Here is a 23,433-nt window from a genome sequence, read left to right as displayed (position 1 = left end):
ATTTCCGAATTCCAGTCAAATAAAACTTAAACCCTCCTAGTAGAATCCCTCTGTCTCAACTCCGTTTTCACAACCGTAGTTTTATACGTTGGTGTTTCTTGTTTTCGTTCGAGTTTTTCGATTAATAATTTGGCAGCTTCTTCGCCAATTTCCGGTCCGTGTTGACTGATGGTGGATAAACTTGGTGTCAATCGTCTTGACCAAACACCATCTGCAAATCCAATGACGCATAATTCTTCCGGAATTTTTATTCCTTTTTGGATAGCAATTTTCATCGCCATGGTGGAAGAATGTTCATCTACAGCCAAAATACCATCCACTTCTTTTGATGCTAATAATTTTTCCAAACGAGCATCAAAATCTTCTTGACTATCAGTAATGATGATATACATATCGTTAATGCTTATTTTATTGTCTTGTAATGCTCTTTCATAACCCAATGCACGGTGTTTTCCAACACTTAAATTATCAATACAGGAAAGTAAGGCGACTTTTTTACACCCCAATTTCAACAAATGATTTACCGCTTCCACAGATGATTCAAAATCATCTACAATCACTTTATCGCAATTGACATCTTCCATAATACGATCAAACATCACAATTGGCATTCCTTCACGAAGAATTTCTTTAAAATGAGTTGATTCTTGTAACGTTTGGGTTTCTTGTGCCACAGAAAGGATAAAACCATCAACCGTACCGTTACTTAACAAATCCATCGCTTGTTTTTCTTTTTTGTTCGATTCATTCGAAATATAGGTAATCACATTATACCCTTTTGCATTGGCAGCTTTTTCAATTCCACTGAAAACTTTGGCAAAAAACGGATTCAAAATATTTGGAATAATTACACCTATTGTATTGGTACGCTGATTTTTTAAATTCTTAGCCATCGTGTTTGGCTTATAATTTTGCAGCTTAGCATATTCTTGCACCCTAATTTTTGTAGGCTCACTAATTTCATGACTATCGCTCAACGCTTTAGAAACCGTGGAAACGGAAATTCCCAAATCTTTTGAAATTTGTTTTAATGTTGCTTTTGGCTTCATACCTTTCGAATTTAGACGTAAAAATAGTAAAATTATAAATAGATTTATAGTGTTTGACGTTTATCTACTGATGAAAATTGATAATTGTATCAAAATTTCAAATAAATGAGACTAAAATGAACTAAATTAAGACGAAATAAATGCATTACTTACACCTTTAAAATCAGTAGTATTAGCAAAATTATTGTCTTAAAAATAAGTCATTAAAAATAATCTCAAATTGCTATTTGCTTTTATAATAATTAATTGTACTTTTGCAACCCCTTTATTGGGGATGGAATGTTTAATTAAAATAAATTATTGTGAACACATTAAGCTACAAGACAGTTTCAGCCAACAAAGCTACCGCAGATAAGCAGTGGATTGTTGTAGATGCTGAGGGTCATAACTTAGGTCGTTTTGCTTCAAAAGTAGCGATGCTATTGAGAGGTAAATACAAGCCTGATTATACCCCGCACGTTGATTGTGGTGATAACGTAATCGTTATCAACGCAGAAAAAATCAACCTGACTGGTAACAAGTTGGATGACAAAACGTACATCCGTCACACAGGTTACCCAGGTGGACAAAGAAGCCTAACGGCTAAAGTATTGCAACAAAAAAACCCTGCAACTTTAGTAGAAAAGGCTGTAAAAGGAATGTTACCTAAAAACAAATTAGGTGCTCAACTATTCCGCAATTTAAATGTAAATGTTGGTATTGAGCACAAACATGGAGCTCAACAGCCAAAAACCGTTAACTTAAACGATCTAAAGTAATGGGAGTTATTCACAAAATCGGTAGAAGAAAATGTGCTGTGGCACGTGTTTATGTTTCAGAAGGAACAGGAAAAATCACCGTAAACAAAAGAGAATTTGAAAACTATTTCCCTACTGCTACTTTACAGTACAAAGTAATGCAACCAATGTCTATGACAGAAAATGCAACCAACTTTGACGTAAAAGTAAATGTACATGGTGGTGGTTCAACAGGGCAAGCAGAAGCTGTGAGAATGGCTCTTGCAAGAGCAATGTGTGAGGTAGAAGCTGAAAACAGAGCTATCTTGAAACCAGAAGGATTGCTAACAAGAGATCCAAGAATGGTAGAACGTAAGAAATTTGGACAGAAGAAAGCTCGTAAGAGATTCCAATTCTCTAAACGTTAATACTGAACTTGTTTCAGTATCTCAAAAAACAGTTGCAAAAACTGTAAAAGATTTAAAATTATTATTAAAAAAGTTATTGTTGTTATTATTCCGATGCGATCGGAAAATTAGTTTAGCATCTAAATGGGTTGAGAAAAGGTAAATGGTGATAGGTAAAAGGTCAATGGAGAATCCTCTTAAACTTTTAAACACTTAAACCCTAAACTTTTAAACTTAAAACACATTGCTAATCAACAGAACGTAAACTAGTACAAAAATGGCAAACAAAGTTGAAGTTAAAGACTTACTAGAGGCTGGTGTTCATTTTGGACACATGACTCGTAAATGGGACCCGAACATGGCTCCTTACATTTATATGGAACGTAATGGTATTCATATCATTAACCTATATAAAACTGCTGCTAAAATAGAAGAGGCTAACGAAGCCTTGAAAAAAATTGCAGCATCCGGTAGAAAAGTACTTTTCGTAGCTACCAAAAAACAAGCAAAAGATATCGTAGCCGAGAAAGCTGCTGCCGCGAACATGCCGTACATCACGGAAAGATGGCCAGGTGGTATGCTTACTAACTTCATTACTATCCGTAAAGCCGTGAAAAAAATGGCTTCTATTGATAGAATGAAAAAAGATGGCACTTTTAATACACTTTCTAAAAAAGAAAGACTTCAAGTAGATCGTCTTCGTGCTAAACTAGAGAAGAACTTAGGTTCTATCGCTGATATGTCTAGATTACCTGCTGCATTATTTGTAGTAGATATCAAAGCGGAACACATCGCAGTAAAAGAAGCTCAAAAATTAAACATTCCAGTTTTTGCTATGGTTGACACCAACTCTGACCCACGTCAAGTTGAGTACGTTATCCCGGCTAATGATGATGCTTCTAAATCAATCGATAAAATTTTATCTTTAGTAACCGGTGCTATCATTGAAGGTCTTTCTGAAAGAGGATCTGAAAAAGATGGTGAAGTTTCAGAAGATACCGTAGAAGAAGTAGTAGCTGTAGAAGCTGCTCCAGTAGCAGTGGAAGAAGCTCCAGCAGTGGAAGAAGCTCCAGCAGTGGAAGCAGAAGAAGCTAAAACAACTTCGGAAGAATAAATAATATAAATTCCAATAGGAAAAATTCCAAGTTCCAATAAATTGTCTCTTTTAAAATTGATGATTTAATAAAATTGGAATTTGAAATTTGATTATTGGAATTTGTTTTTTAAAAAAAAATTTAAAACTTAAAAATAGATACAAAATGGCAACAATTACTGCTGCAGACGTAAATAAATTAAGACAAACTACAGGTGCCGGAATGATGGACTGTAAAAAAGCTTTGGTTGAAGCTGAAGGAGATTTCGATAAAGCTATTCAAAACCTTAGAGAAAAAGGGCAAAAAGTTGCTGCTAACCGCTCTGACCGTGAGTCTAGTGAAGGAGCTGCTGTTTCTTTTGTAAATGCTGACAAAACTAAAGGAGCTATCATTACTTTGAACTGCGAAACAGATTTCGTAGGTAAAAATGAAACTTTTGTAACTTTAGCTAAACAATTAGTTGAGAGAGCTATCAATTTCTCTTCTAAAGAAGAATTTTTAGCTTCAGATTTCAACGGAATTACTGTAGCCGAAAAATTAATCGAGCAAACTGGTGTTATCGGTGAAAAAATCGAAATCGGTGGTTTTGAAATTTTAGAAGGTGCTTACGTTGGATCGTATGTTCACGTTAACAAAATTGCTGCATTAACCGCAATTTCTGCACCAATTTCTAATGGTGACGTTTTAACTAAAGACATCTCTATGCAAGTTGCTTCAATGGGAGCTGATACATTATCTTACAAAGATTTTGATCCTGCTTTCGTTGCTTCTGAACTTGCTGCTCGTATTGCTATAATCGAAAAAGAAAATGAAGAAGCAAAACGTTTAGGAAAGACTTTAAAAAATGTTCCTAAATATATTTCTTTCTCTCAATTAACTGAGGAAGTTATCAAACAAGCTGAAGAAGATGCTAAAGCTGAATTAAAAGCGGAAGGCAAACCAGAACAAATTTGGGATAAAATTATTCCAGGGAAAATTCAACGTTTTATCTCTGATAACACAACTTTAGATCAAGAAAAAGCTTTATTAGATCAAAACTTCATCAAAGATGATAGTAAAAAAGTGAGTGATTATGTAAAAGGTTTCAACGTTGAAATTACAGGTTTCAAAAGAGTTGCTTTAGGGTAATCCAAAATAGATTTAAATAAAAAAGGAAGCCGTCTCAAGTTGGAGATGGCTTCCTTTTTTTATAGAGTAACTACGTAAAATATCTGTTTTCAATTAGGCTTTACAAGCTAAAAACTATATCAATAAAATTTCATGATTTGCTTGCCATTACATTTCATCGCAACAAAAAAATGTAACTAACTTTAGCTAATTCATTTCTTATTTGCCAAAATCCGACGTGCTTCTTTAAAGAATTTTGAAGGAACAATCAACATGCCAAAAACTTCTCCATTTTCCTTTCCAAGATGTTTGTGGTGGATTTTGTGTGCTTTTCTTAGTGCAAGTAAATAAAAATTATTCGAGTTTCTGAACCATTTAAAACGTTGGTGTATGAATACATCATGCATCAAAAAATAGGACAAACCATAAATAGCAATTCCAAAACCGATAGAGGTAATGTAATAATTACCATTCATCAATCCTAACATAATACAGAGCCAACTTGGCACAGCAAAAATCAAGAAGAATACATCATTTTTTTCAAAAAATCCCGGTTCATGTTGGTGATGATCTTTGTGAAAATACCACATAAAACCATGCATGATATATTTATGAGTAAACCAAGCCATAAATTCCATAAAAAAGAAAGTGGCTGTTGCAGTTAGTATGTAAAGAACTATTTCCATAATACAAAGTTAAAAATTCCGAAAAATATAAATTGAAATAATAATAAAAAAGGAGCTAAATCATTTTTTGACTCGTTTTTATACTTAGCTATTGCAAAACAAAAAACAAACGATATACAAAACCAAGCGATGTAATTTTTTAATGGGATAACTTCGTTCTCCCACGACCAAAAATCATAGGCAATAGCAACAGGTTCAATCAAAAAATCCAACGCTACTAATATAGCCGCACAAACCAATGCTTTTACAACATTATTAATTATTCGATTCCCTATTGTATATACTACAGCATAGGTTAACATAATCCAATTAACACCAATTATTAAAGGCGTTTCAAAAAATTTCCATCCTAATGTTTCACCATAGGTATATTCTCCAAAAATAATTCCGGTATTAACACCTAGTAATTCAATAAAAAATCCCAATAAACCAATACTAAAAAAAATAAGCAACAGATTTCTTTTTCCAAATTGATGATTAGCTAAAAGCAGTACCATATTAACAATCAGATTCAGCGGGGTGAGTGAAAGAAAATCAATAGTGCTAGAATTTGTTAAAATACCTATTAATCCCGAAACATAAAAAGCAATCAACAAAGTGATTGAGATTTTTAATTTATATTTTTTTAAGATATCAAGCATGAGATGTAGCAATTTTAGCACTTAGTAAACACAGCGGTATTCCTCCTCCAGGATGCACACTACCACCAACAAAAAATAAACCATCAATATTTCTTTTAAAATTAGGATGCCTTAAAAATGCAGCAAATTTTGAATTACTCGAAGTGCCATAAAGCGAACCTTGGTAGGATAATGTTTTACTTTCAATTGATCTTGGATCAAGAATTTCTTCGGTAGCGATAAGATTTTCAATATTTGTTTTTAAAACATGATTAATTTTTGAAATTATATTTTTCCTCGTTTCACTAATTAAATTGTCCCAATCTTGTTCTTGATTTGCCGGAGCATTAACCATTACAAACCAGTTTTCTGAATTATCCGGTGCGTCTGACTTTAAAATTTTAGAAGTAATATTTATGTAAACCGTTGGATCATTATACATGGTTTTCTTTTGAAAAATGGCATCAAATTCTTCTTTGTAATTTTTGGTAAAAAAAATATTGTGCAAATCTAACTCAGGGAATTCATTTTTAATTCCCCAATAAAAAATGATAGCCGAGCTTGAACGCTCTTGTGATAAAGTTTTTTTAGGCGATTTTATTTTTGGAAGTAATTGTTTATAAGTAAAATAAACATCCATATTACTAACGATTACGTTTGCTTCAAGACATTTACCGTTAATCATGACCCCTTTTACACGCTTTTGTGTTGCATCAAGCAGTATTTCATCAACTTGTTTATTATATATAAATTCAACGCCTAAGTCTTCCGCTAGTTTAACCAAGGAAGTGGTGATAGAGTTCATGCCTTTTACAGGAAAAAATGTACCAACATTGTGCTCATAATGGGGAATGATGCCCATAATACCGGGAGTTTTGTACGGATTAGAACCATTGTAAGTAGCATAACGATCAAAAAGCTGTACTAACTTTGGATGTTTTACATCATCCTGATTAGCTTGGTGTAATGATTTATGTAGGTCAAGACTTCCAATTTTTAAAATTGCTTTTGCCGTTTTTAAATTCAAAAAATTCTTAATTTGATGCAAACTCTGTTCTAAAAATAAATCGCCAATTACTCGATTAATATGAGCCGCTTTACTTAATTTTTTTTCAATAATACCTTCACTCGTTTGAAAAGTTTCACTCACTTTTTTTGATAACTTTTTAATATCACTATCTGCCTCAAGGGTAGTTCCGTCATCCCAAAAATAATGACACGATTTGTCATGCTTGATATACTGAAAATAGTCGCGAGGATTTTTACCTGCTAATTCAAACAATTCATCAATAAAATGAGGCATAGTAAACAACGATGGTCCGGCATCAAAACGGTATTCACCAAGTTCAAATGAAGATAATTTCCCGCCAGGATAAGAATTTTTTTCAAGTACAGTTACAGAATAACCTTTTATTTGTAGTCGAATAGCACTCGCAATTCCGGCAATTCCGGAACCAATAATAATAGCATTTTTAGTATTTGTTGGGCTAGTCACTTTTTTTGTTTAATTTATATGCAAATATATTAAACAAAAAGAAGATTTAATTCATTTAACAATAAATTTTAAAAAAACAGTTTGCCAGCTAGTGGCCTTTTTTAAAGAAATTCATAATCCGAATTTCATAAAGGTTTAATTTCATTAAAATAGTTTTGAAAAAATCAGTTTATATAAAATAAAATTGCTTCTTCATATTGAAGCGGATAATGTGTTGAAAAGCTGATTATATAAAATTTACAACATTTTTTCCATCCCAAATTCCTTCAAATTTGTAAGGAACAAAACGGGCAAACATTTCTTCTTTATACCAATTTAATTTTCGTGTTAGCACAACCACTTCCCTATGCTTAGGGTTTTTATAAGCATAGTCGAGCATTTCTGCTTGTGTTTTCCATATACTTATAGTAGCTTGTTGAATTAATGGCCACTCACCAACTCCAATGGATAATACAACTCCTTTGTAACCCTCTAAACTTTGGCTAACGATGCCAACTTTACTCCAAAAAGACCAGAGTTTATTGAAATGAATTCTTGCTCTAGTTAAAACGACTATGGGTTTGTCTATTTCTAAGTTTGACGTTTTCTGAAATGGCTGAACACCATCCCAATAACCGTGTGCTTCTGCTGATTTTAAATAAACCGTAAACGTCTCAACGCTTCGTTTTTTATAGGCATTAAAAAAAGAATTATGATTAAAAAAAAATTGAGCTTTATCTTCATTTTCCCAAACTAAAAAAAGAGCATAGGTGCCAAAATTAGGCGTAGCACTAAATCCGTTCTTAGCACCGGAGCCTAGTAATTTATAAAAAAGCAAACCATCATTGTTTATTAATTTTCGATATCCTAATTGCATCTGCGTAAATGCCCACCATTTATTTGAAAAACTTTCAACCTTAAAAAAGGTAACTGTAGTGATTTGACTCATAAAAGTATAAAATTTAAAACTTCATAAATTTATCTCATTTTTTCTTATTTTAAGACCATAAAATTCAATTAAATTGATTAATCTTTGCTTTTAGATTAATTCTTTTGAAATTATGAAAATTAAACTTTTTAATCATTAACAAAGAAAAAACCTTTAAATTTTGATTAGTTATAATTAAACCCGCCAATAATTGAATTTTACCTTTCAACTTTTATTAAATTTACACCATGCAAAATAACGACCCGCTTCACGGTAAAACATTACAATCCATTGTAGAACATTTAGTTGCTATCTATGGTTTTGAAACTTTAGGTCAGAAAATAAAAATTAAATGTTTTACCGAAAATCCTTCCATCAAATCCAGTTTAACTTTTCTAAGAAAAACCGATTGGGCAAGAAAAAAAGTGGAAGAATTATATTGTGAAACGATTTTAAAATAAATACAAAATCCCATCACCTTGGCTGCGATGGGATTTTTAAACAAACAAACAAATAAAACCTATTAACTAAAATTGAACGTTTCGGCTAATTCTTTATAAACAATTTCTCCCTGAACAATATTGAGTCCTTTGCCTAAATCAGGATAACGCTCGGTGGCAACTTTCCAACCTAAATTAGCGATTTTTAAAACATACGGCAACGTTACATTCGTTAAGGCTAACGTTGATGTATATGGCACCGCTCCCGGCATATTTGCCACGCAATAATGCACGACATCATCAATAATATAAGTCGGATTTTCGTGTGTGGTTGCGACCGTTGTTTCAAAACAACCACCTTGATCTACAGCTACATCCACCATTACCGTTCCGGGATGCATTTCTTTCAACATATCTCTTGTAATTAATTTTGGAGCTTTTCCGCCTGGAATCAATACCGCACCAATAATTAAATCATGGTTTTTTATATGTCTTCTGATATTATATTCACTCGAAAATTCAGTTACTACATGACTTGGCATCACATCATTTACGTAACGAAGACGTTTCATATTGATGTCTAAAATCGTAACATGAGCACCTAAACCGGCAGCCATTTTTGCCGCTTGAATGCCAACAATACCCGCTCCCAAAACCAACACTTTTCCCGGTGGGACTCCGGGAACTCCTCCCAACAAAACACCTCTTCCCTTAATTGGTTTTTCTAAATATTTTGCTCCTTGTTGAATCGCCATTCTTCCCGCTACTTCAGACATTGGAGTGAGCAATGGCAATGAACCGTCTGTTTCTTCCACCGTTTCATAAGCAATACAAATGGCTTTGGATTCCAACATTGCAATCGTCAATTCTTCACTGGAAGCAAAATGAAAATAAGTAAAAACAATTTGCCCTTTTTTTATCAATGGATATTCTTCCGCAATCGGTTCTTTCACTTTTACAATCATATCCGCTTGTGCATAAACTTCAGCCACCGTAGGAACTATAATCGCACCAACCACGGCATAATCCGTATCAAAAAAACCACTGCCAAAACCCGCATCTTGTTGCACATAGACCGTATGATTGTTTTTAATCAACTCAAAAACACCTGCCGGAGTCATCCCAACTCGGCTTTCATTATTTTTAATTTCCTTTGGAACCCCTATTTTCATCATTAAATTATTTCTAATTAGCATACAAATGTATTAATAACCCCCTATTTATGTATCAACATATGTTATTTTTGTTAATTTATTAGTTAACACCCCCTATTTTGATGTAAAAAGTAAATTATGGCTTTGATTTTTTATATTTGTTAAATAAATGAAACAATATGGAAACTAAAACAAGGTGTGCTTGGTGCGAAAAAGATGATTTATACCGCCGTTATCACGATGAAGAATGGGGCGAACCGGTTTATAATGACCAAAAGTTGTTTGAATTTTTAATTTTAGAAACTTTTCAAGCCGGAGTGAGTTGGCACTTAATTCTAAAAAAGAGAGAAAATTTCAGAAAAGTATTTCTTAATTTTGATTACCAACAAATTGCTTTATTTGGCGATTATGAAGTGCAAGAATTAATGAAAGATGCCGGAATTATTCGAAATACGTTAAAAATAAAATCCGCCATCAGCAATGCCAAAGCATTTATAAAAGTGCAGGAAGAGTTTGGTTCATTTTCTAAATTTATTTGGGGTTATGTGGATGGAAAACCAATCGTGAATAATTTCTCTTCCTTTAAGGAAGTTCCGGCTTACAGTCCATTAGCTGAAAAAATCAGTAAAGATCTTAAAAAAAGAGGTTTTAAATTCATCGGACCAACTACCATGTATGCTCACATGCAAGCAACAGGAATGGTAAACGATCATTTTTTAGATTGTTGGAAAAGAAATTAGCGTTGAGATTTAAGAATTTTCAAATAAGTATCTCTGGAGATTTCAAACGCCCCTAATTTTTCCAAATGGTCGTTATGCACTTGACAATCTAATAAAAGATAATTTTCTTGCTTTAACTTTTCAATTAAAGAAACAAATGCAACTTTGCTGGCATTGGGCACTTTGCTAAACATACTTTCACCACAAAAAATATGTCCTAAATCAACGCCATACAAACCGCCGACCAATTCATCATTTTGCCACACTTCAACTGATTTTGCAATTCCTAATTCATGTAGTTTTAGATAGGACTCATACATCGAATCAGTAATCCAGGTTCCTTGTTGCCCTTTTCGTTTTATAATTTGACAATTTTTAATTACTTCAGAAAAATTTTGGTTGAACGTAACTTCAAAAATCTTTCGGTTTAAGATATTTCGGAGGCTTTTAGCAATTTTATATTCTTTTGGATCCACCACCATTCGCTGTGGCGGACTCCACCATAAAATGGGCTCGTCTTCTTCAAACCAAGGGAAAATGCCTTTTTTGTATGCTAAAAGCAATCGTTCTGTGCTTAAATCTCCGCCCACAGCCAAAATTCCTTCATAAGAAGCTTCTGAAACAGGTGGAAAATATAACTCTTTACTTAAAAAATACATCACTTAAAAGGTCTAAATAGGAAATTCCAAATCCCAAAAAAAATAAAATTGGAATTTGGAATTTGTTCATTCTCTTCTTTACAAATTAAAACGGTAAATCGTCGTGTTCTTCTTCATTAAAGTTGGTAGCCGGTTCAAAAGCTTCCGCTGCAGGCACAGGAGGCATTTGAGCTGCCGGAGCTTCTGCTTGCAAACGCTCAATTCTCCATCCTTGAATAGAGTTGAAATACTTGGTTTCGCCTTGTGGACTCACCCACTCTCTTCCTCTAATGTTAATTGATACTTTTACACCTTCACCCACTTTGTATGAGTTAAGCAAATCACACTTATCTTGTGTGAATTCTACCATAATATGTTGTGGATACTGTTCATCTGTGGTAACCACTAATTCTCTTTTTCTAAATGATGCACTAACTTGTTGTTCGGCGTTAATGACTTTGATTTTTCCTGAAACTTCCATGATCTTGATTTTAAAAATTATTAATTTGGCTTATATTAAACTCGTTTGGCTAACAAAATTTTCCAGGCCGAAAGAGCATCTTGCTTGTTCAAGAATTCTTTTGCTTTTTGATGCACCTTCATTTCATCGGCAGAACTCAAAACTCCTTTCACCTGAATATTTTCGTTTACAAATATATTAATTTCTTCGCTTGATGGCAAATTTTCTACATTTCCTAACATCCCTAAATCATTTCCACTAAACACGGGGCTTTCTTTAACAAAATCAGGGATTTGATCGACTCCAATTCCCAAGGTTGCCAATGGTTTTGGGATTTCAAAAAGCCCAAGATTGGAACGCGAATACCAATTGGCTCCCATACGAGAAACCAAATCGATTTTATGTTGATCGATGTTGCCATTTTCATCTAAAATAGATTCATCAATGTGCAATTTCACCACTTCACAAATAATTAAATTTCCCGCTCCGCCTTCTGTCCCTAAACTAATAATTTGATTGACTTTACATTCAAATTGAACCGGACTTTCTGCCACACGAAAAGGTTTGACAATCTCTGACGGCAACATGGTTAAACCTGATTTTAGAAACTCATTTACGCCATCGGCATATTCTGTACTGGAAAGTGACATTTGCTGAACAATATCAAAATTAACTACATTAATTACCACTTCTTTTGTGGCTTCGCAATTAATTAAAGTGTGTTTGATGGTGTTATCCCGCACTCTTCTGGCAGGTGAAAAAACCAAAATCGGCGGATTGGAACTAAACACGTTAAAAAAACTAAACGGCGACAAATTCGGATTCCCATTTTGATCAACTGTGCTGGCAAATGCAATGGGTCTCGGACCAACCGAACTTTGCAAATAACCTTGTAATTTTAAAGGTGAAACATCTTTTGGAGAAATACTAAGCATTATTTATCTGAGTTTACACAAATATATAAAATTGAAAAGTATTTGCCGATTGATTTTTTCAATTCCAACAAGATTTTACTACTTTTATCCTAAATACAGAATTATGCAGTTTTCTGAAAGCAGAAATGTAACCCGATGGTTTTTGATTCTCACTTCTTTTGTGATTGTTTCGCTGATTCTTTGGAATACGTATACTTTTTTTCAAATTTTTAAAAGCGAAGAAAAATTAAAAATGGAACTTTGGGCTGAAAGTTTAAAAACTGTAAGCAACGCCAATACGGACACGGATGACATTGAGCTTCCGCGACAAATAATTGACAATAACAAAACCATTCCGATTATCCTTACTGAAAATGACACAATTATCAATCAAAGAAACATTGATGAAAATATCATTTCTAATAAAGAAAAATTAACTCAATTTCTAGAAAAATTAAAAAAGGAAAACAATCCCATTGTTATTGAATACAATACGGGTAAGTTTTGGTATTTGTATTATGGAAATTCGTCTTTACTAAACAAATTAAAATATTATCCCATTGCGTTAATTCTGATTATCATCCTATTTACCGCTTTGGTTTACAATTACTATAGAAGTACAAAAGTTGCCACGCAGAACAAACTTTGGGCAGGAATGGCAAAAGAAACGGCACACCAAATTGGCACACCGCTTTCTTCCTTAATTGGTTGGTTAGAAATATTAAAAATTGAAAATGTAGAAGAAAATACTATTAAAGAAATTGAAAAAGACATCACACGATTGCAAACCATTGCCGATCGTTTTTCGAAAGTTGGCTCTGAGCCGGTTTTAGAAAAATTAGATTTAGTATCGGAAACCATTCAATCCTTCGATTATTTGAAATCGCGTTTTTCCAAGCAAATCGAGTTTTCTTTTTCGGCACCCACCAAAACTATATTGGTTAACTTGAATCCAATTCTTCACAGTTGGACCATTGAAAATTTAGTAAAAAATGCGATTGACGCCATGAAAGGTCGTGGCAAGCTATCACTCACAATTATGGAAGATGAAAAAGAAGTAAAAATTTTAGTCACCGATTCCGGAAAAGGTATTCCGAAAAACCAGTTTAAAAAAGTATTTGAACCCGGATTTACCACCAAAAAACGCGGTTGGGGATTGGGATTATCACTTACAAAAAGAATAGTGGAAGAATACCATAAAGGAAAAATTAGAGTCTACCAATCCGAAGTAGATAAAGGCACGACCATGTTGGTTAGTTTTAAAAAAGTGTGAAAATGAAAAGTTTACTGTAAAAAAAATCCCGATGAACTCGGGATTTTAATTATAACTCGTTTTGTATTTTTTGCACAGTTGCTTCAAATTCTTCTTTAGTTAGGGTAACTTTCTTTTGAAATCGCATATCATCCATTTCTTGTAATGGAATTAAATGTACATGCACGTGAGGCACTTCTAATCCAACCACGGCAACACCAATTCGTTTACACGAAATTGCTTTTTCCAAAGCCAAAGCAATCTTTCTCGAAAACTTCATCAAAGCCAAATAATGGTCTTCTTCCATTTCGAATAGCTTATTGATTTCTTGTTTTGGGACACAAAGTGTATGACCACTAGCGTTGGGATTCACATCTAAAAAAGCAATAAAATGCTCATCTTCTGCAATTTTATACGATGGGATTTCACCATTGATTATTTTGGTAAAAATGCTTGCCATTACTTAAAATTTTTAAGAATTAGTCTCTTGAAATTTCTAACACTTCAAATTTTAAAACACCGTTTGGCACTGTAATTTCAGCTACATCACCAACAGATTTTCCCAACAACCCTTTTCCGATTGGAGAAGTTACTGATATTTTACCGGTTTTTAAATCGGCTTCACTTTCGGCAACCAAGGTATATTTCATTTCCATGCCGTTGGCTTGGTTTTTAATTTTTACATTCGATAAAACCAATGCTTTCGTCAAATCCAATTGCGACTCATCTATCAATCTGGCGTTAGAATAAACCTCTTCCATTTTAGAAATTCGCATTTCCAATAATCCTTGAGCTTCCTTCGCGGCGTCATATTCTGCATTTTCAGATAAATCGCCCTTATCTCTTGCTTCTGCAATGGCTTGTGACGCTTTTGGACGTTCAATATGTTTAAGGTTTTCTAATTCTTCTTTTAGTTTTTTTAAACCCTCTGCGGTGTAATACGATACTGTACTCATAACTTCATGTGTTTTTTATTGCAATTCAATTTTTTCAAAATTCATATTACTTGAACTTTGCTATATAAAATCGTTATTTTTAGCGTTATATAAAATAGAAAAAATCCCCTTTGAGAGGATTCCTTACAACAAAGATAGTATAATTTTTAATTATTTGAAAATTTATTCCTTTTTAAGGATACTCAAAGGTAATTAAATTAAATTTGTGAATTCAAAAAATTTGTTGATGAAAAAATTTGTTCTACTACTCATTGCCAGTGTTTTCGTTTCCGGATGTGAAAACGAGCGTTTTAATAATTTTAATCCCAATATACCAAATTTTACTTTTTCAGTAGATATTAATACGGATTTACCACTTTACAGCTCGTTAAAATTTGCCGGAAATGGAGTGTATATTTCACAGGCGAATGCCGGCGTAAGAGGAGTTATTCTTTTTAATACCGGTAGTGGCTACAATGCCTTTGATGCCGCTTGCCCAAACCAAGCTTTGAGTTCATGCTCAACCATGATTATCCAGGGAAGTAACGCTCTTTGCCCATGTGATGAAGAATTATATAATTTATTTACAGGTTTGGGAGGAGAAGGTCTGGAGTTCCCAATGAAACGTTACCGAGTAGAGGTAAACGGACCGATTGTGCGGGTTTATAATTAAAAGAAAAACACTTAAAATAGATTTCACAAGAAATCATAAAATCATTTGTGATTAGTTTTGTAATAATAATTTTATTAATTATTAACTATTTTTTGGCTTAATGAAAAAAAAATTAATATTATTGTAATAGAATAGCTGTAATTATTTGTTTTTCTTAATAATTATAATATTAATTCCTTTCAATGAAAAAAACTTTACTATTACTTTCAGGAATTTTTATACTCACTTTCACAAACTGTGCAGAACCGGATTTAGAATCTATTGAGTTGGAAAACGGGGTTCATCTTGGAAAAAAACAGTTAACTATGAAAAGAGTTAATGCCCAAGAAGACGCAATGCGTTATACAAGCTGATAGTAAAACCATGAAACAAATTGCAACATTATTATTATTTCTTTTGTTTTCGGGTTTTTGCGTGGCTCAAACAAAATCCTACACCTCGATTAAAAACATTGATGGTCCTGATTACGCTGAAACAGGTGTTTACTACAAAGATTTAGACAATATCTTTGATAATTTTACTGGAACTTATTTATACGATGAGAACGGCATCTATTTAAAGTTTGTTTTACAGAAAAAAGAAGTGTCTTCCATGAACAATTTCTACTTTGAAGACATGATTATAGGTGGCTATCAGTTAAAAATTAACAAAATAGAAATTGCCAATGTTTTAGATGATGTTAGCAGTAATTTTTCGAATGGGATTAAACATGTGATTAGTTGCAATTTAATTCTACCGGGAGGAGGTTATGGATTTTGTGAAGAGTGCCCTTCATCTGAACGGTGGCTAATGGGATATATCAAAGATATTACTACTGGTAAATCATGTGAATTAAGAATGCGAAAAAGTACTCACAACGGACAAGAAGCTATCAAAATAGAAATGTTCAGAGGAATGGAAACTCGTGTAGCAGGAAGCCCGACACCTTTAGCTATTAGCTTACCCTTGTTTCAAGAGCTGATTTTAATCAAGCAATAAATCTAAAAATAAAATATTTTTTTGATTACATTAGCCATTGAGTTATAAGCTGATAAAAACCATGAAACAAATTGCAACTTTATTATTATTTCTTTTGTTTTCAGGTTTTTGCGTGGCTCAACCACCAGAATTACCACTTTATGGTGCAAGCATAAATGTACAAGGAGCCTATTACAAAGACTTGCAAGATGACCTCAATAGGTTTGTTGGGGAATGGAAATACGAACATGTATCGGACACACTCATAATTAAAATTATAAAAAAAGAAATGCAATTTATTGATTATGGTTACATTAGTGTCTATGAGGACTTTATAGTGGCTGAATATCGTTACATTGAAAATGGAATTGAAAAAATTAACACACTCTCCAATTTGTTAATCAACCACTCTACGCCTTTTAAATACAACATTGTAGCTAATATCATCATCAAACCTGTTCCTAACAATCCTGCTGTTTGTCCGAATTGTGGACCAAATGATGTAATGGTCAAAGGTCCTTTCAGTGATCCTGAAAGAGATATCTTTGGCTATGAACCTGAGGTGGTTCTTAGACATAAAATAGAAAATGGGATTGAAAAAATTTTTTTAACCATGACGATATTTGGCTTTAAATTACCTTATGCTGATGGGACAGTGAGTCCTTATGATTTCTATAATTTACCTGTAGGCTTCTACGAACTCATCAAGCAATAAATCTAAAAAATCAATTGGTTTTTTTGATTATATTAGCAATGCGTTATATAAGCTGATAGTAAAACCATGAAACAAATTGCAACTTTATTATTATTTCTTTTGTTTTCGGGTTTTTGCGTGGCACAAGCACCAGAATTACCACTTTATGGTGCAAGCATAAATGTACAAGGAGCCTATTACAAAGATCTAAACAATGATTTAGACCAATTCATTGGAAGTTGGGTATTTAGCGATTCAAACACTACCTTAACAATAACAATTGTAAAAAAAACTCAGTTTTTTAATTTAGATAGAAATGTTTATATAGATTACCTTGTTGGTGAATATCATTATGAAGTAAACAATCAAACCATTGTTAATAGCCTGTCGAATCTTAATCAAAACTTTTCAAATATTTATGATTACAACATATATGGTTATTCAATAATTAATAAAAGAAAAGCTCCTGTTTGTCCTGAATGTAATTTGAATGAAAGAAGAGTGAAATTGCGTTTTAAAGACCCCATTCGAAATGCTCCTGGCTTGAGTGGTATAATCACACTGAGAAGAGTAGATGAAAATGGCGTACAAAAAACACACATGCGTTTACAACAAACAGGAAGTATTATTCCGATAGATGACACTCCTCCAACTTACATGTCGTTTCATGTACCATGGGGACAGTATGTTTTAATCAAACAACCATAAAAAGCTGAAAATAACAATTTGAATAAACTAACAATTTTATTAACCTTTTTTTGCAAAATTACTTTTGCACAAACCCCTATTTTACCGCTATATGACTCAAGTAAAACGATTCAAGGAGCGTATTATAAAGATTTACAACAAGACTTTAACAGATTTGTAGGCGAATGGAAATACGAACAAGGTTCAACTGAACTTATTGTGAGAATTCAAATAAAAGAAGAGCAATTTGTTGACTATGGAAACATTAGTGTTTATGAAGACTACTTAGTCGCTGAGTATCATTATGTAGAAAATGGAGTGGAAAAAATCAATACACTTCCAAATCTTTTGATTAATCATCCTGATCCTTATGATTATAGTATTAAATGTAACATCATTATCAAGCCAGTTTCGACCAATCCAGATGTTTGTCCCAATTGCGGTCCTAATGATGTGATGGTTAAAGGTCCATTTAGTGATCCAGAAATAGAGATTTTAGGCTATGAACCCATGGTTGTTTTTAGACATAAAATAGAAAATGGAGTGGAAAAGATTTTTTTAACCTTTAGAATATTTGGTAATTTATTACCCGATTTTGATGGTGTATATGGGCCGCATACCACTTATAATTTACCAGAAGGTAGATACGAACTCATCAAGCAATAAATCTAAAAATAAAATATTTTTTTGATTATATTAGCATTAAACAATATAAGCTGATATCAAAACCATGAAACAAATATTTATCACCTTTACTTTAATTTTTTACTGTCAAATAATTTCCGCTCAATATACAGGAATTCAAAGTCTTGATGGTTGGACAAATTATTTACAAGGAGTTTATTATAAAGATGTAGCTAACGTTTTAAATCCATTTGAAGGTCACTATAAATACGAATCAAATAGTATTCTTTTTGAAATTAAAATACAAAAAAGAGAAGTGTTTTATAATGGTTACAATTACCAAGACATTTTAATTGGCTCCTACTTGTTGATTAAAGAAAACATTGTTGAAATTGATGTCTTGAACGATATTAACAACAATCATAATCATTATAGTAATTATTATTTATATGGTAATGAAATTATGACTGGTAAAGTTAGAGGCTGTGATGAATGTACGGAAAATGAAAAATGGGTTATTGCTACGATTATTGAACCCGACACTGGGGCCGCAGATAAAATTCACATGAGAAAATTTGTTGTAAATGGTCAACCCACTTTGAGAATATTTATCTATCCGGTTAGCCGAAGCAGACATCAAAACGATGGTCCAACTCCGATGCAAAAATACCCAGTTGGAATATCTTTTGATTTGGTTCAAATTCCTTAATCAAAAAATTATTATAGAATTTATCTAATATTATTTGAAAAATTCATGAACATTTTTAAAAGTGATTATATAGAACTCATCAAGCAATACGTAAATATAAATATTTTTTTTTATTATAGTGGCATTGCGTTATATAAGCTGATAGTAAAACCATGAAACAAATTGCAACTTTATTATTATTTCTTTTGTTTTCGGGTTTTTGCGTGGCTCAAACACCTGTTTTACCGCTTTACAATTCTACCAAAGATGTTCAAGGAGCGTATTATAAAGATTTACAACAAGACTTTCAAAGATTTGTGGGAGAATGGAAATATCAACAAGGTTCAACTGAACTTATCGTGAGAATTCAAATAAAAGAAGAACAATTTATTGATTATGGTGATATAACTTTTTATAGAGACTTTTTAGTAGCTGAATATCGTTATGATGAAAATGGGATTGAAAAAATAAACACGTTTTCTAATTTATTAACAAATCACACAAATCCATATAAATACAACATGGTAGGTAGTATTATCATAAAACCTATATCTACAAACCCCGACGTTTGTAGCAATTGTGGCCCTAATGACGTCATAGTTGATGGCACTTTTAACGAACCTAATAGACAAATTGATTTTCTAGACCCTAGAATTATATTCCGACATAAAGTAGAAAATGGAGTAGAAAAAATATTTTTTACCCTATATGCCAACGGTAATGTTTATGTAAATGAAAATGAAGGAGCTGCACAAAATCAGTTTTTTTCGTATACCATTCCTTTTGGACGATACGAACTCATCAAGCAATAAATCTAAAAAATCAATTGGTTTTTTTGATTATATTAGCAATGCGTTATATAAGCTGATAGTAAAACCATGAAACAAATTGCAACTTTATTATTATTTCTTTTGTTTTCGGGTTTTTGCGTGGCACAAGCACAACCCTATACAACTATTAAGAATGTTGCAGGTTCAGATTTTGGCGAAACAGGTGTTTACTACAAAGATTTAGACCACATCTTTGATAATTTTACTGGAACTTATTTATACGATGAGAACGGCATCTATTTAAAGTTTATTTTACAGAAAAAAGAAATGTCTTCCATGAATAATTATTACTTTGAAGACAGGTTGATTGGAGGTTATCAACTGAAAATAAACAATGTTGAAATTGCCAATGTTTTAAATGATGTCGACAATAATTTTTCAAATGGAATTAAGCATGTGATTAGTTGTAGACTAATTATTCCAGGCGGTGGTTATGGATTTTGTGAAGAGTGCCCTACATCGGAACGATGGTTAATGGGGTATATCAAAGATATTACCACCGGTAAATCATGTGAATTAAGAATACGAAAAATTATTCACAATGGACAAGAAGCTATCAAAATAGAAATGTTCAGAGGAATGGAAACTCGTGTAGCAGGAAGCCCGACACCTTTAGCTATTAGCTTACCCTTGTTTCAAGAGCTGATTTTAATCAAGCAATAAATCTAAAAATAAAATATTTTTTTGATTATAGTAGCCATTGAGTCAACTTAAAAAAAAATAAACACAACCCAAATAATGAATCACTTATTTGAGTTGTATTTAAAATTTAGTTTATCACTAAAACAATAGCGTTACTCCTGCCAAAAAATTAATCCCCGCTTGTGGATAAAAACCGGCTCCTTCAATGGTTGTAACAGTTCCCGGTGATGAAAAATCATCGTCAAACGTGTAGAAATAGCCATTGCTTTCGTATTTCAAATCAAAAATATTATTGATTAAGGCATTGAATTGAATGGATTTGAAAATTTTCTTCGTTTCTATTTCATACGAAACATTAAAATCTGTTGTTGAGTACGGATCTAGGACTGACATTTTAGAATCAATATTACCCATATATTGTTTACCAACAAATTTTGTTAAAAGTGATGTTTGCAATCCTTTAACTGGATTATATGTTAAAATATTACCATAGATTATAGCAGGAGAAAAAGCAATATTTGTTGAACCCAAATTTTGGATAACGCCATCTTTTTGAAAAACAAAATCATTGTTTCTATTTTGACTTAAGGTAATATTTGATTGCCAAATCCATTGTTTCATTATCTTTACAGACGCATCAACTTCCAAACCAAGTCGGTAACTATCACCACTGTTGGCTCGAATGGGAGCTCCAACATCATTTAATTCTCCGGTTAAGACCAATTGATCCTTGTATAACATAAAATAACTGTTGACATTCAATTTTACGTTTTCGGTAGTATATCGCCATCCTAACTCAAGGTCATCTAATTTTTCCGGTCTTGGATTTCCGTTTTCGTAGTCGTTACGATTGGGTTCGCGTTGGGCTTTGGCATACGAAAAATAAAAATTATTGTTTTGGTTTAACGTATAAGTAATTCCGGCTTTTGGATTGATAAAATTAAAAGTATCATTTACGATTCCGGTATCTACACCATTGGCTGTAAAACCAACGTTTCTGTATTGAATGTCGCCAAAAAGTCGCCATTTTGAGGTTAAATCATAATTCATTTTCGCAAAAACATTGACATCGGTTTTGGTTGAAAAATCATCGTAATAGCGGTCTCTGATTTCGCTTTGCGAGGCAAATTCAGCCCAAATGATTTCGCCAAAATGAGCCCCTTCGTACTTATTTGCTCCTCCGCCTAAAATAAAATCGATTTTATCTTTTTTGTAATTTAATGAAAATGTTGTTCCATAAAAATCATTATCCAACCAACGACGGCGAATTAAATCGGTTACATCAATGGTTTCGCCACCCAAAGAAATTGGATTTAAACCATAATCGGTAAAATCTTCATTCTCTCGATACTGTTCAAAATAACCTTTTCCTTTGGTATAATGAAAGGCTAAATTGGAACTCCAGTGGTCACTCCAACGTTCGTTCCAATGCAATTGGTAATGGTCTTGTTGGTAATTATCCGTTTCATTGTCATAGAATTGCATGTTACCTTCGTCGTCAAAATACATTCCGGCGACATTAAAGGTTCTGTTTTTCTCACGCAATTCGGGATCCTCTAAACCATACCAAGCTTGATAGGTTTTTTGAATTCCTCCAAAAGCAAGAGCTTTAATTAACGTTGTTTCTCCAACATACGTTCCTTGTAAAAAATAGGATTTTAAATCAGAAGAAGCCCTGTCGATATAACCATCGGAAACAATATTGGATAATCGTCCGGCGATTTCAAATTTGTCATTCATCAATCCGGTGCTAAATTTTACAGTGTGTTTTCGTGTATTAAAACTTCCAAATGAATTGGAAATTTCTCCACTGGCTTCTTTCGAATAGGAGTCGGTCAACAAGTTTAAACTCGCTCCAAACGCTCCTGCTCCATTGGTTGAAGTTCCGACTCCACGTTGCAATTGCAAACTTTCGGTTGAACTGGCAAAATCGGGCATATTGACCCAAAAGGTTCCTTGGCTTTCGGAATCGTTATACGGAATTCCGTTAATGGTTACATTCACACGCGTTGCATCAGAACCACGCACTCGAATTCCGGTGTAACCCACTCCTGCTCCGGCATCGGTTGTGGTGACCACTGACGGAAGATAATTCATCATAATCGGAATATCTTGTCCGAGATTTCGAGATTGAAATTCTTCTTTGCGAAGATTGGAAAAGGTAACCGGCGATTGAGCAGTTACGCGAATAGCTGAAACTAAGACCTCATCAAGCGGAATGTCTTTCGTTTTGGTTGTGTCCACACCCGTTTGTTGTTCCTGCGAAAATCCGATAAAAGAAAATAGGAAAAAAGTCGCAAAGCAATACCTACTTAGCGTTTTTGAGCCATACTGGCGATTGTTGAATAAAATTTTCATTCGTAAAAGTTTACGAATAAAAGGGGTAATTATTCTTGGTTAAAAATTAAAATTGATACTCTTGACGCAGAAATAAACGTGCACTTTTATTTCTTAATCTAATCCCTAAACAGCATTACCTGTTCTAGGTTCGTTGGGTATGATCTCAGCTCGTTATTTAGAGCACCCCTTTGAGACGGGGCAAAGGTAGTAAAAGATTTTCAATGGCAATGATAAAAATCAAATTCAAAATTTAATGAAAAGAGAAACTCCTATTACCCATAACCATTTACCTATTACCTTTTTCAAAAATCCGGTCTTTTTCTGTTTTGTTTAATTTCTGAAGTACTTCGTTTGGCTTTTATTCTTTTTTCAATTACCGAACGTGGAATTTTGGTTGGTTTTCTTTTTTTGGGAATAATTAATGCGTTTTGAATGAGTTTCAAAAAACGTTTGGTGACTATTTCTTTGTTTTTGAGTTGACTTCTATCTTCGTCGCAGTTTAAAATCAGAATTCCCTCAGACGTTAATTTTGTTTTTAATTTTTCAGAAAGTACTGTTTTTTCATCGTCAGATAAACTTTGCGAATTGACTAAATCAAAAGTCAGCACGACTTTGGACGAAACTTTATTCACGTTTTGTCCACCTGCTCCACTGCTTCTAACGGCTTTGAAAGTTAATTCAGTTGTGATTTTTTGGACCTCCATT

The 23,433-nt window shown here is 33.1% G+C and carries 29 protein-coding genes; 16 read left to right on the top strand and 13 right to left on the bottom strand.

What is annotated here, in order from left to right:
• Positions 1-26: 26 nt before the first annotated feature.
• A complete protein-coding gene (locus B0I10_RS07820; protein WP_112085950.1) occupies positions 27-1,049 on the bottom strand; it encodes a LacI family DNA-binding transcriptional regulator in 1,023 nt (340 codons plus the stop codon).
• A 302-nt stretch (positions 1,050-1,351) separates the two neighbouring features.
• On the opposite strand from B0I10_RS07820, the gene rplM reads away from it, so the two are divergent.
• From rplM to tsf, 4 genes are all read left to right on the top strand, one after another.
• Entirely contained in the window at positions 1,352-1,807 is a 456-nt protein-coding gene (gene rplM, locus B0I10_RS07815; RefSeq protein WP_112085949.1) for a 50S ribosomal protein L13, read from the top strand.
• Positions 1,807-2,193, top strand: coding sequence for a 30S ribosomal protein S9 (gene rpsI / locus B0I10_RS07810; RefSeq protein ID WP_112085948.1), 387 nt, complete (start codon positions 1,807-1,809; stop codon positions 2,191-2,193). Before rplM ends, rpsI begins: the two co-directional genes overlap by 1 nt.
• Before the next feature lie 256 nt (positions 2,194-2,449).
• Complete coding sequence (gene rpsB / locus B0I10_RS07805; protein WP_112085947.1) at positions 2,450-3,286, top strand: 30S ribosomal protein S2; 837 nt, start codon at positions 2,450-2,452, stop codon at positions 3,284-3,286.
• Positions 3,287-3,431: 145 nt separating this feature from the next.
• On the top strand, positions 3,432-4,394 hold the full coding sequence (tsf, locus tag B0I10_RS07800; protein ID WP_112086013.1) for a translation elongation factor Ts: 963 nt from the start codon (positions 3,432-3,434) through the stop codon (positions 4,392-4,394).
• Between the two features lie 191 nt (positions 4,395-4,585).
• On the opposite strand, the gene B0I10_RS07795 is transcribed toward tsf, so the two are convergent.
• From B0I10_RS07795 to B0I10_RS07780, 4 genes are all read right to left on the bottom strand, one after another.
• On the bottom strand, positions 4,586-5,059 hold the full coding sequence (locus tag B0I10_RS07795; protein ID WP_112085946.1) for a sterol desaturase family protein: 474 nt from the start codon (positions 5,057-5,059) through the stop codon (positions 4,586-4,588).
• On the bottom strand, positions 5,050-5,700 hold the full coding sequence (locus B0I10_RS07790; protein ID WP_112085945.1) for a carotenoid biosynthesis protein: 651 nt from the start codon (positions 5,698-5,700) through the stop codon (positions 5,050-5,052). The genes B0I10_RS07795 and B0I10_RS07790 overlap by 10 nt, the downstream gene beginning before the upstream one ends.
• On the bottom strand, positions 5,693-7,174 hold the full coding sequence (gene crtD / locus B0I10_RS07785; protein ID WP_112085944.1) for a 1-hydroxycarotenoid 3,4-desaturase CrtD: 1,482 nt from the start codon (positions 7,172-7,174) through the stop codon (positions 5,693-5,695). Before crtD ends, B0I10_RS07790 begins: the two co-directional genes overlap by 8 nt.
• A 226-nt stretch (positions 7,175-7,400) precedes the next feature.
• A complete protein-coding gene (locus B0I10_RS07780; RefSeq protein ID WP_112085943.1) occupies positions 7,401-8,102 on the bottom strand; it encodes a DUF3291 domain-containing protein in 702 nt (233 codons plus the stop codon).
• A gap of 227 nt (positions 8,103-8,329) precedes the next feature.
• Here B0I10_RS07780 and B0I10_RS07775 point away from each other — a divergent pair, with 227 nt between their 5' ends.
• On the top strand, positions 8,330-8,542 hold the full coding sequence (locus tag B0I10_RS07775) for a VF530 family protein (RefSeq protein ID WP_112085942.1): 213 nt from the start codon (positions 8,330-8,332) through the stop codon (positions 8,540-8,542).
• A gap of 62 nt (positions 8,543-8,604) precedes the next feature.
• On the opposite strand, the gene ald is transcribed toward B0I10_RS07775, so the two are convergent.
• Positions 8,605-9,693 carry an alanine dehydrogenase gene (gene ald, locus B0I10_RS07770; RefSeq protein ID WP_112086012.1) on the bottom strand — a complete coding sequence of 363 codons (1,089 nt, stop codon included), beginning with the start codon at positions 9,691-9,693 and terminating at the stop codon, positions 8,605-8,607.
• A gap of 161 nt (positions 9,694-9,854) precedes the next feature.
• Between ald and B0I10_RS07765 the strand changes: the two genes are divergently transcribed.
• A complete protein-coding gene (locus B0I10_RS07765) occupies positions 9,855-10,415 on the top strand; it encodes a DNA-3-methyladenine glycosylase I (RefSeq protein ID WP_112085941.1) in 561 nt (186 codons plus the stop codon).
• Here the strand turns inward: B0I10_RS07765 and aat are convergent.
• The 3 genes from aat to B0I10_RS07750 all read right to left on the bottom strand — a co-directional run bounded on the left by aat (position 10,412) and on the right by B0I10_RS07750 (position 12,427).
• Positions 10,412-11,053 (bottom strand): leucyl/phenylalanyl-tRNA--protein transferase, encoded by a 642-nt coding sequence (aat, locus tag B0I10_RS07760; RefSeq protein ID WP_112085940.1) that lies wholly within the window; start codon positions 11,051-11,053, stop codon positions 10,412-10,414. The two genes, B0I10_RS07765 and aat, sit on opposite strands and share 4 nt — an antisense overlap.
• A gap of 85 nt (positions 11,054-11,138) precedes the next feature.
• On the bottom strand, positions 11,139-11,513 hold the full coding sequence (locus tag B0I10_RS07755) for a DUF3127 domain-containing protein (RefSeq protein WP_112085939.1): 375 nt from the start codon (positions 11,511-11,513) through the stop codon (positions 11,139-11,141).
• A 35-nt stretch (positions 11,514-11,548) separates the two neighbouring features.
• Positions 11,549-12,427 carry a flavin reductase family protein gene (locus B0I10_RS07750; protein ID WP_112085938.1) on the bottom strand — a complete coding sequence of 293 codons (879 nt, stop codon included), beginning with the start codon at positions 12,425-12,427 and terminating at the stop codon, positions 11,549-11,551.
• A 103-nt stretch (positions 12,428-12,530) separates the two neighbouring features.
• Between B0I10_RS07750 and B0I10_RS07745 the strand changes: the two genes are divergently transcribed.
• Entirely contained in the window at positions 12,531-13,679 is a 1,149-nt protein-coding gene (locus B0I10_RS07745; RefSeq protein WP_112086011.1) for a sensor histidine kinase, read from the top strand.
• A 49-nt stretch (positions 13,680-13,728) separates the two neighbouring features.
• On the opposite strand, the gene B0I10_RS07740 is transcribed toward B0I10_RS07745, so the two are convergent.
• Positions 13,729-14,118, bottom strand: a complete 390-nt coding sequence (locus tag B0I10_RS07740; protein WP_112085937.1) for an HIT family protein — start codon at positions 14,116-14,118, stop codon at positions 13,729-13,731.
• Positions 14,119-14,137: 19 nt separating this feature from the next.
• A complete protein-coding gene (greA, locus tag B0I10_RS07735; protein WP_112085936.1) occupies positions 14,138-14,614 on the bottom strand; it encodes a transcription elongation factor GreA in 477 nt (158 codons plus the stop codon).
• Between the two features lie 226 nt (positions 14,615-14,840).
• On the opposite strand from greA, the gene B0I10_RS07730 reads away from it, so the two are divergent.
• The 9 genes from B0I10_RS07730 to B0I10_RS07695 all read left to right on the top strand — a co-directional run bounded on the left by B0I10_RS07730 (position 14,841) and on the right by B0I10_RS07695 (position 20,409).
• Positions 14,841-15,266 carry a Rieske (2Fe-2S) protein gene (locus B0I10_RS07730; RefSeq protein WP_112085935.1) on the top strand — a complete coding sequence of 142 codons (426 nt, stop codon included), beginning with the start codon at positions 14,841-14,843 and terminating at the stop codon, positions 15,264-15,266.
• A gap of 182 nt (positions 15,267-15,448) precedes the next feature.
• Positions 15,449-15,619, top strand: coding sequence for a hypothetical protein (locus tag B0I10_RS15655; protein WP_181456916.1), 171 nt, complete (start codon positions 15,449-15,451; stop codon positions 15,617-15,619).
• 10 nt (positions 15,620-15,629) lie between these two features.
• The gene (locus B0I10_RS07725; RefSeq protein WP_112085934.1) at positions 15,630-16,244 is read left to right on the top strand and encodes a DUF6705 family protein; all 615 of its coding nucleotides are present in this window, start codon (positions 15,630-15,632) and stop codon (positions 16,242-16,244) included.
• A gap of 61 nt (positions 16,245-16,305) precedes the next feature.
• Complete coding sequence (locus B0I10_RS07720; protein ID WP_112085933.1) at positions 16,306-16,938, top strand: DUF6705 family protein; 633 nt, start codon at positions 16,306-16,308, stop codon at positions 16,936-16,938.
• 66 nt (positions 16,939-17,004) lie between these two features.
• On the top strand, positions 17,005-17,625 hold the full coding sequence (locus tag B0I10_RS07715; RefSeq protein WP_112085932.1) for a DUF6705 family protein: 621 nt from the start codon (positions 17,005-17,007) through the stop codon (positions 17,623-17,625).
• 18 nt (positions 17,626-17,643) lie between these two features.
• Positions 17,644-18,270, top strand: a complete 627-nt coding sequence (locus B0I10_RS07710) for a DUF6705 family protein (RefSeq protein WP_112085931.1) — start codon at positions 17,644-17,646, stop codon at positions 18,268-18,270.
• Positions 18,271-18,334: 64 nt separating this feature from the next.
• Entirely contained in the window at positions 18,335-18,937 is a 603-nt protein-coding gene (locus B0I10_RS07705; RefSeq protein ID WP_112085930.1) for a DUF6705 family protein, read from the top strand.
• Between the two features lie 152 nt (positions 18,938-19,089).
• Positions 19,090-19,728: a DUF6705 family protein gene (locus B0I10_RS07700; RefSeq protein WP_112085929.1), complete on the top strand. Its 639-nt coding sequence runs from the start codon at positions 19,090-19,092 to the stop codon at positions 19,726-19,728.
• Positions 19,729-19,794: 66 nt separating this feature from the next.
• A complete protein-coding gene (locus B0I10_RS07695) occupies positions 19,795-20,409 on the top strand; it encodes a DUF6705 family protein (RefSeq protein WP_112085928.1) in 615 nt (204 codons plus the stop codon).
• A 117-nt stretch (positions 20,410-20,526) separates the two neighbouring features.
• Here B0I10_RS07695 and B0I10_RS07690 read toward each other — a convergent pair whose 3' ends face one another.
• Both B0I10_RS07690 and arfB read right to left on the bottom strand, forming a co-directional pair.
• Positions 20,527-22,746 (bottom strand): TonB-dependent receptor, encoded by a 2,220-nt coding sequence (locus B0I10_RS07690; protein ID WP_112085927.1) that lies wholly within the window; start codon positions 22,744-22,746, stop codon positions 20,527-20,529.
• 284 nt (positions 22,747-23,030) lie between these two features.
• Complete coding sequence (gene arfB, locus B0I10_RS07685; protein ID WP_112085926.1) at positions 23,031-23,432, bottom strand: alternative ribosome rescue aminoacyl-tRNA hydrolase ArfB; 402 nt, start codon at positions 23,430-23,432, stop codon at positions 23,031-23,033.
• Position 23,433 lies beyond the last annotated feature (1 nt).

It is taken from the genome of Flavobacterium lacus (genome assembly GCF_003268815.1).
In the GTDB taxonomy this organism is placed as follows: Bacteria; Bacteroidota; Bacteroidia; order Flavobacteriales; family Flavobacteriaceae; genus Flavobacterium; species Flavobacterium lacus.
This window is presented reverse-complemented; position numbering and strand designations above follow the sequence as displayed.

Excerpts from the sequence above, each read along its gene's own strand:
- B0I10_RS07780 (WP_112085943.1), bottom strand. The coding sequence starts at position 8,102 with ATGAGTCAAATCACTACAGTTACCTTTTTTAAGGTTGAAAGTTTTTCA.
- B0I10_RS07790 (WP_112085945.1), bottom strand. The coding sequence starts at position 5,700 with ATGCTTGATATCTTAAAAAAATATAAATTAAAAATCTCAATCACTTTG.
- B0I10_RS07820 (WP_112085950.1), bottom strand. The coding sequence starts at position 1,049 with ATGAAGCCAAAAGCAACATTAAAACAAATTTCAAAAGATTTGGGAATT.
- tsf (WP_112086013.1), top strand. The coding sequence starts at position 3,432 with ATGGCAACAATTACTGCTGCAGACGTAAATAAATTAAGACAAACTACA.
- B0I10_RS07715 (WP_112085932.1), top strand. The coding sequence starts at position 17,005 with ATGAAACAAATTGCAACTTTATTATTATTTCTTTTGTTTTCGGGTTTT.
- B0I10_RS07765 (WP_112085941.1), top strand. The coding sequence starts at position 9,855 with ATGGAAACTAAAACAAGGTGTGCTTGGTGCGAAAAAGATGATTTATAC.
- B0I10_RS07700 (WP_112085929.1), top strand. The coding sequence starts at position 19,090 with ATGAAACAAATTGCAACTTTATTATTATTTCTTTTGTTTTCGGGTTTT.
- B0I10_RS07750 (WP_112085938.1), bottom strand. The coding sequence starts at position 12,427 with ATGCTTAGTATTTCTCCAAAAGATGTTTCACCTTTAAAATTACAAGGT.
- rpsB (WP_112085947.1), top strand. The coding sequence starts at position 2,450 with ATGGCAAACAAAGTTGAAGTTAAAGACTTACTAGAGGCTGGTGTTCAT.
- B0I10_RS15655 (WP_181456916.1), top strand. The coding sequence starts at position 15,449 with ATGAAAAAAACTTTACTATTACTTTCAGGAATTTTTATACTCACTTTC.
- rpsI (WP_112085948.1), top strand. The coding sequence starts at position 1,807 with ATGGGAGTTATTCACAAAATCGGTAGAAGAAAATGTGCTGTGGCACGT.
- B0I10_RS07775 (WP_112085942.1), top strand. The coding sequence starts at position 8,330 with ATGCAAAATAACGACCCGCTTCACGGTAAAACATTACAATCCATTGTA.
- ald (WP_112086012.1), bottom strand. The coding sequence starts at position 9,693 with ATGAAAATAGGGGTTCCAAAGGAAATTAAAAATAATGAAAGCCGAGTT.
- B0I10_RS07755 (WP_112085939.1), bottom strand. The coding sequence starts at position 11,513 with ATGGAAGTTTCAGGAAAAATCAAAGTCATTAACGCCGAACAACAAGTT.
- B0I10_RS07695 (WP_112085928.1), top strand. The coding sequence starts at position 19,795 with ATGAAACAAATTGCAACTTTATTATTATTTCTTTTGTTTTCGGGTTTT.
- B0I10_RS07795 (WP_112085946.1), bottom strand. The coding sequence starts at position 5,059 with ATGGAAATAGTTCTTTACATACTAACTGCAACAGCCACTTTCTTTTTT.
- B0I10_RS07745 (WP_112086011.1), top strand. The coding sequence starts at position 12,531 with ATGCAGTTTTCTGAAAGCAGAAATGTAACCCGATGGTTTTTGATTCTC.
- aat (WP_112085940.1), bottom strand. The coding sequence starts at position 11,053 with ATGTATTTTTTAAGTAAAGAGTTATATTTTCCACCTGTTTCAGAAGCT.
- B0I10_RS07705 (WP_112085930.1), top strand. The coding sequence starts at position 18,335 with ATGAAACAAATATTTATCACCTTTACTTTAATTTTTTACTGTCAAATA.
- greA (WP_112085936.1), bottom strand. The coding sequence starts at position 14,614 with ATGAGTACAGTATCGTATTACACCGCAGAGGGTTTAAAAAAACTAAAA.
- B0I10_RS07720 (WP_112085933.1), top strand. The coding sequence starts at position 16,306 with ATGAAACAAATTGCAACTTTATTATTATTTCTTTTGTTTTCAGGTTTT.
- B0I10_RS07725 (WP_112085934.1), top strand. The coding sequence starts at position 15,630 with ATGAAACAAATTGCAACATTATTATTATTTCTTTTGTTTTCGGGTTTT.
- B0I10_RS07740 (WP_112085937.1), bottom strand. The coding sequence starts at position 14,118 with ATGGCAAGCATTTTTACCAAAATAATCAATGGTGAAATCCCATCGTAT.
- B0I10_RS07690 (WP_112085927.1), bottom strand. The coding sequence starts at position 22,746 with ATGAAAATTTTATTCAACAATCGCCAGTATGGCTCAAAAACGCTAAGT.
- B0I10_RS07730 (WP_112085935.1), top strand. The coding sequence starts at position 14,841 with ATGAAAAAATTTGTTCTACTACTCATTGCCAGTGTTTTCGTTTCCGGA.
- arfB (WP_112085926.1), bottom strand. The coding sequence starts at position 23,432 with ATGGAGGTCCAAAAAATCACAACTGAATTAACTTTCAAAGCCGTTAGA.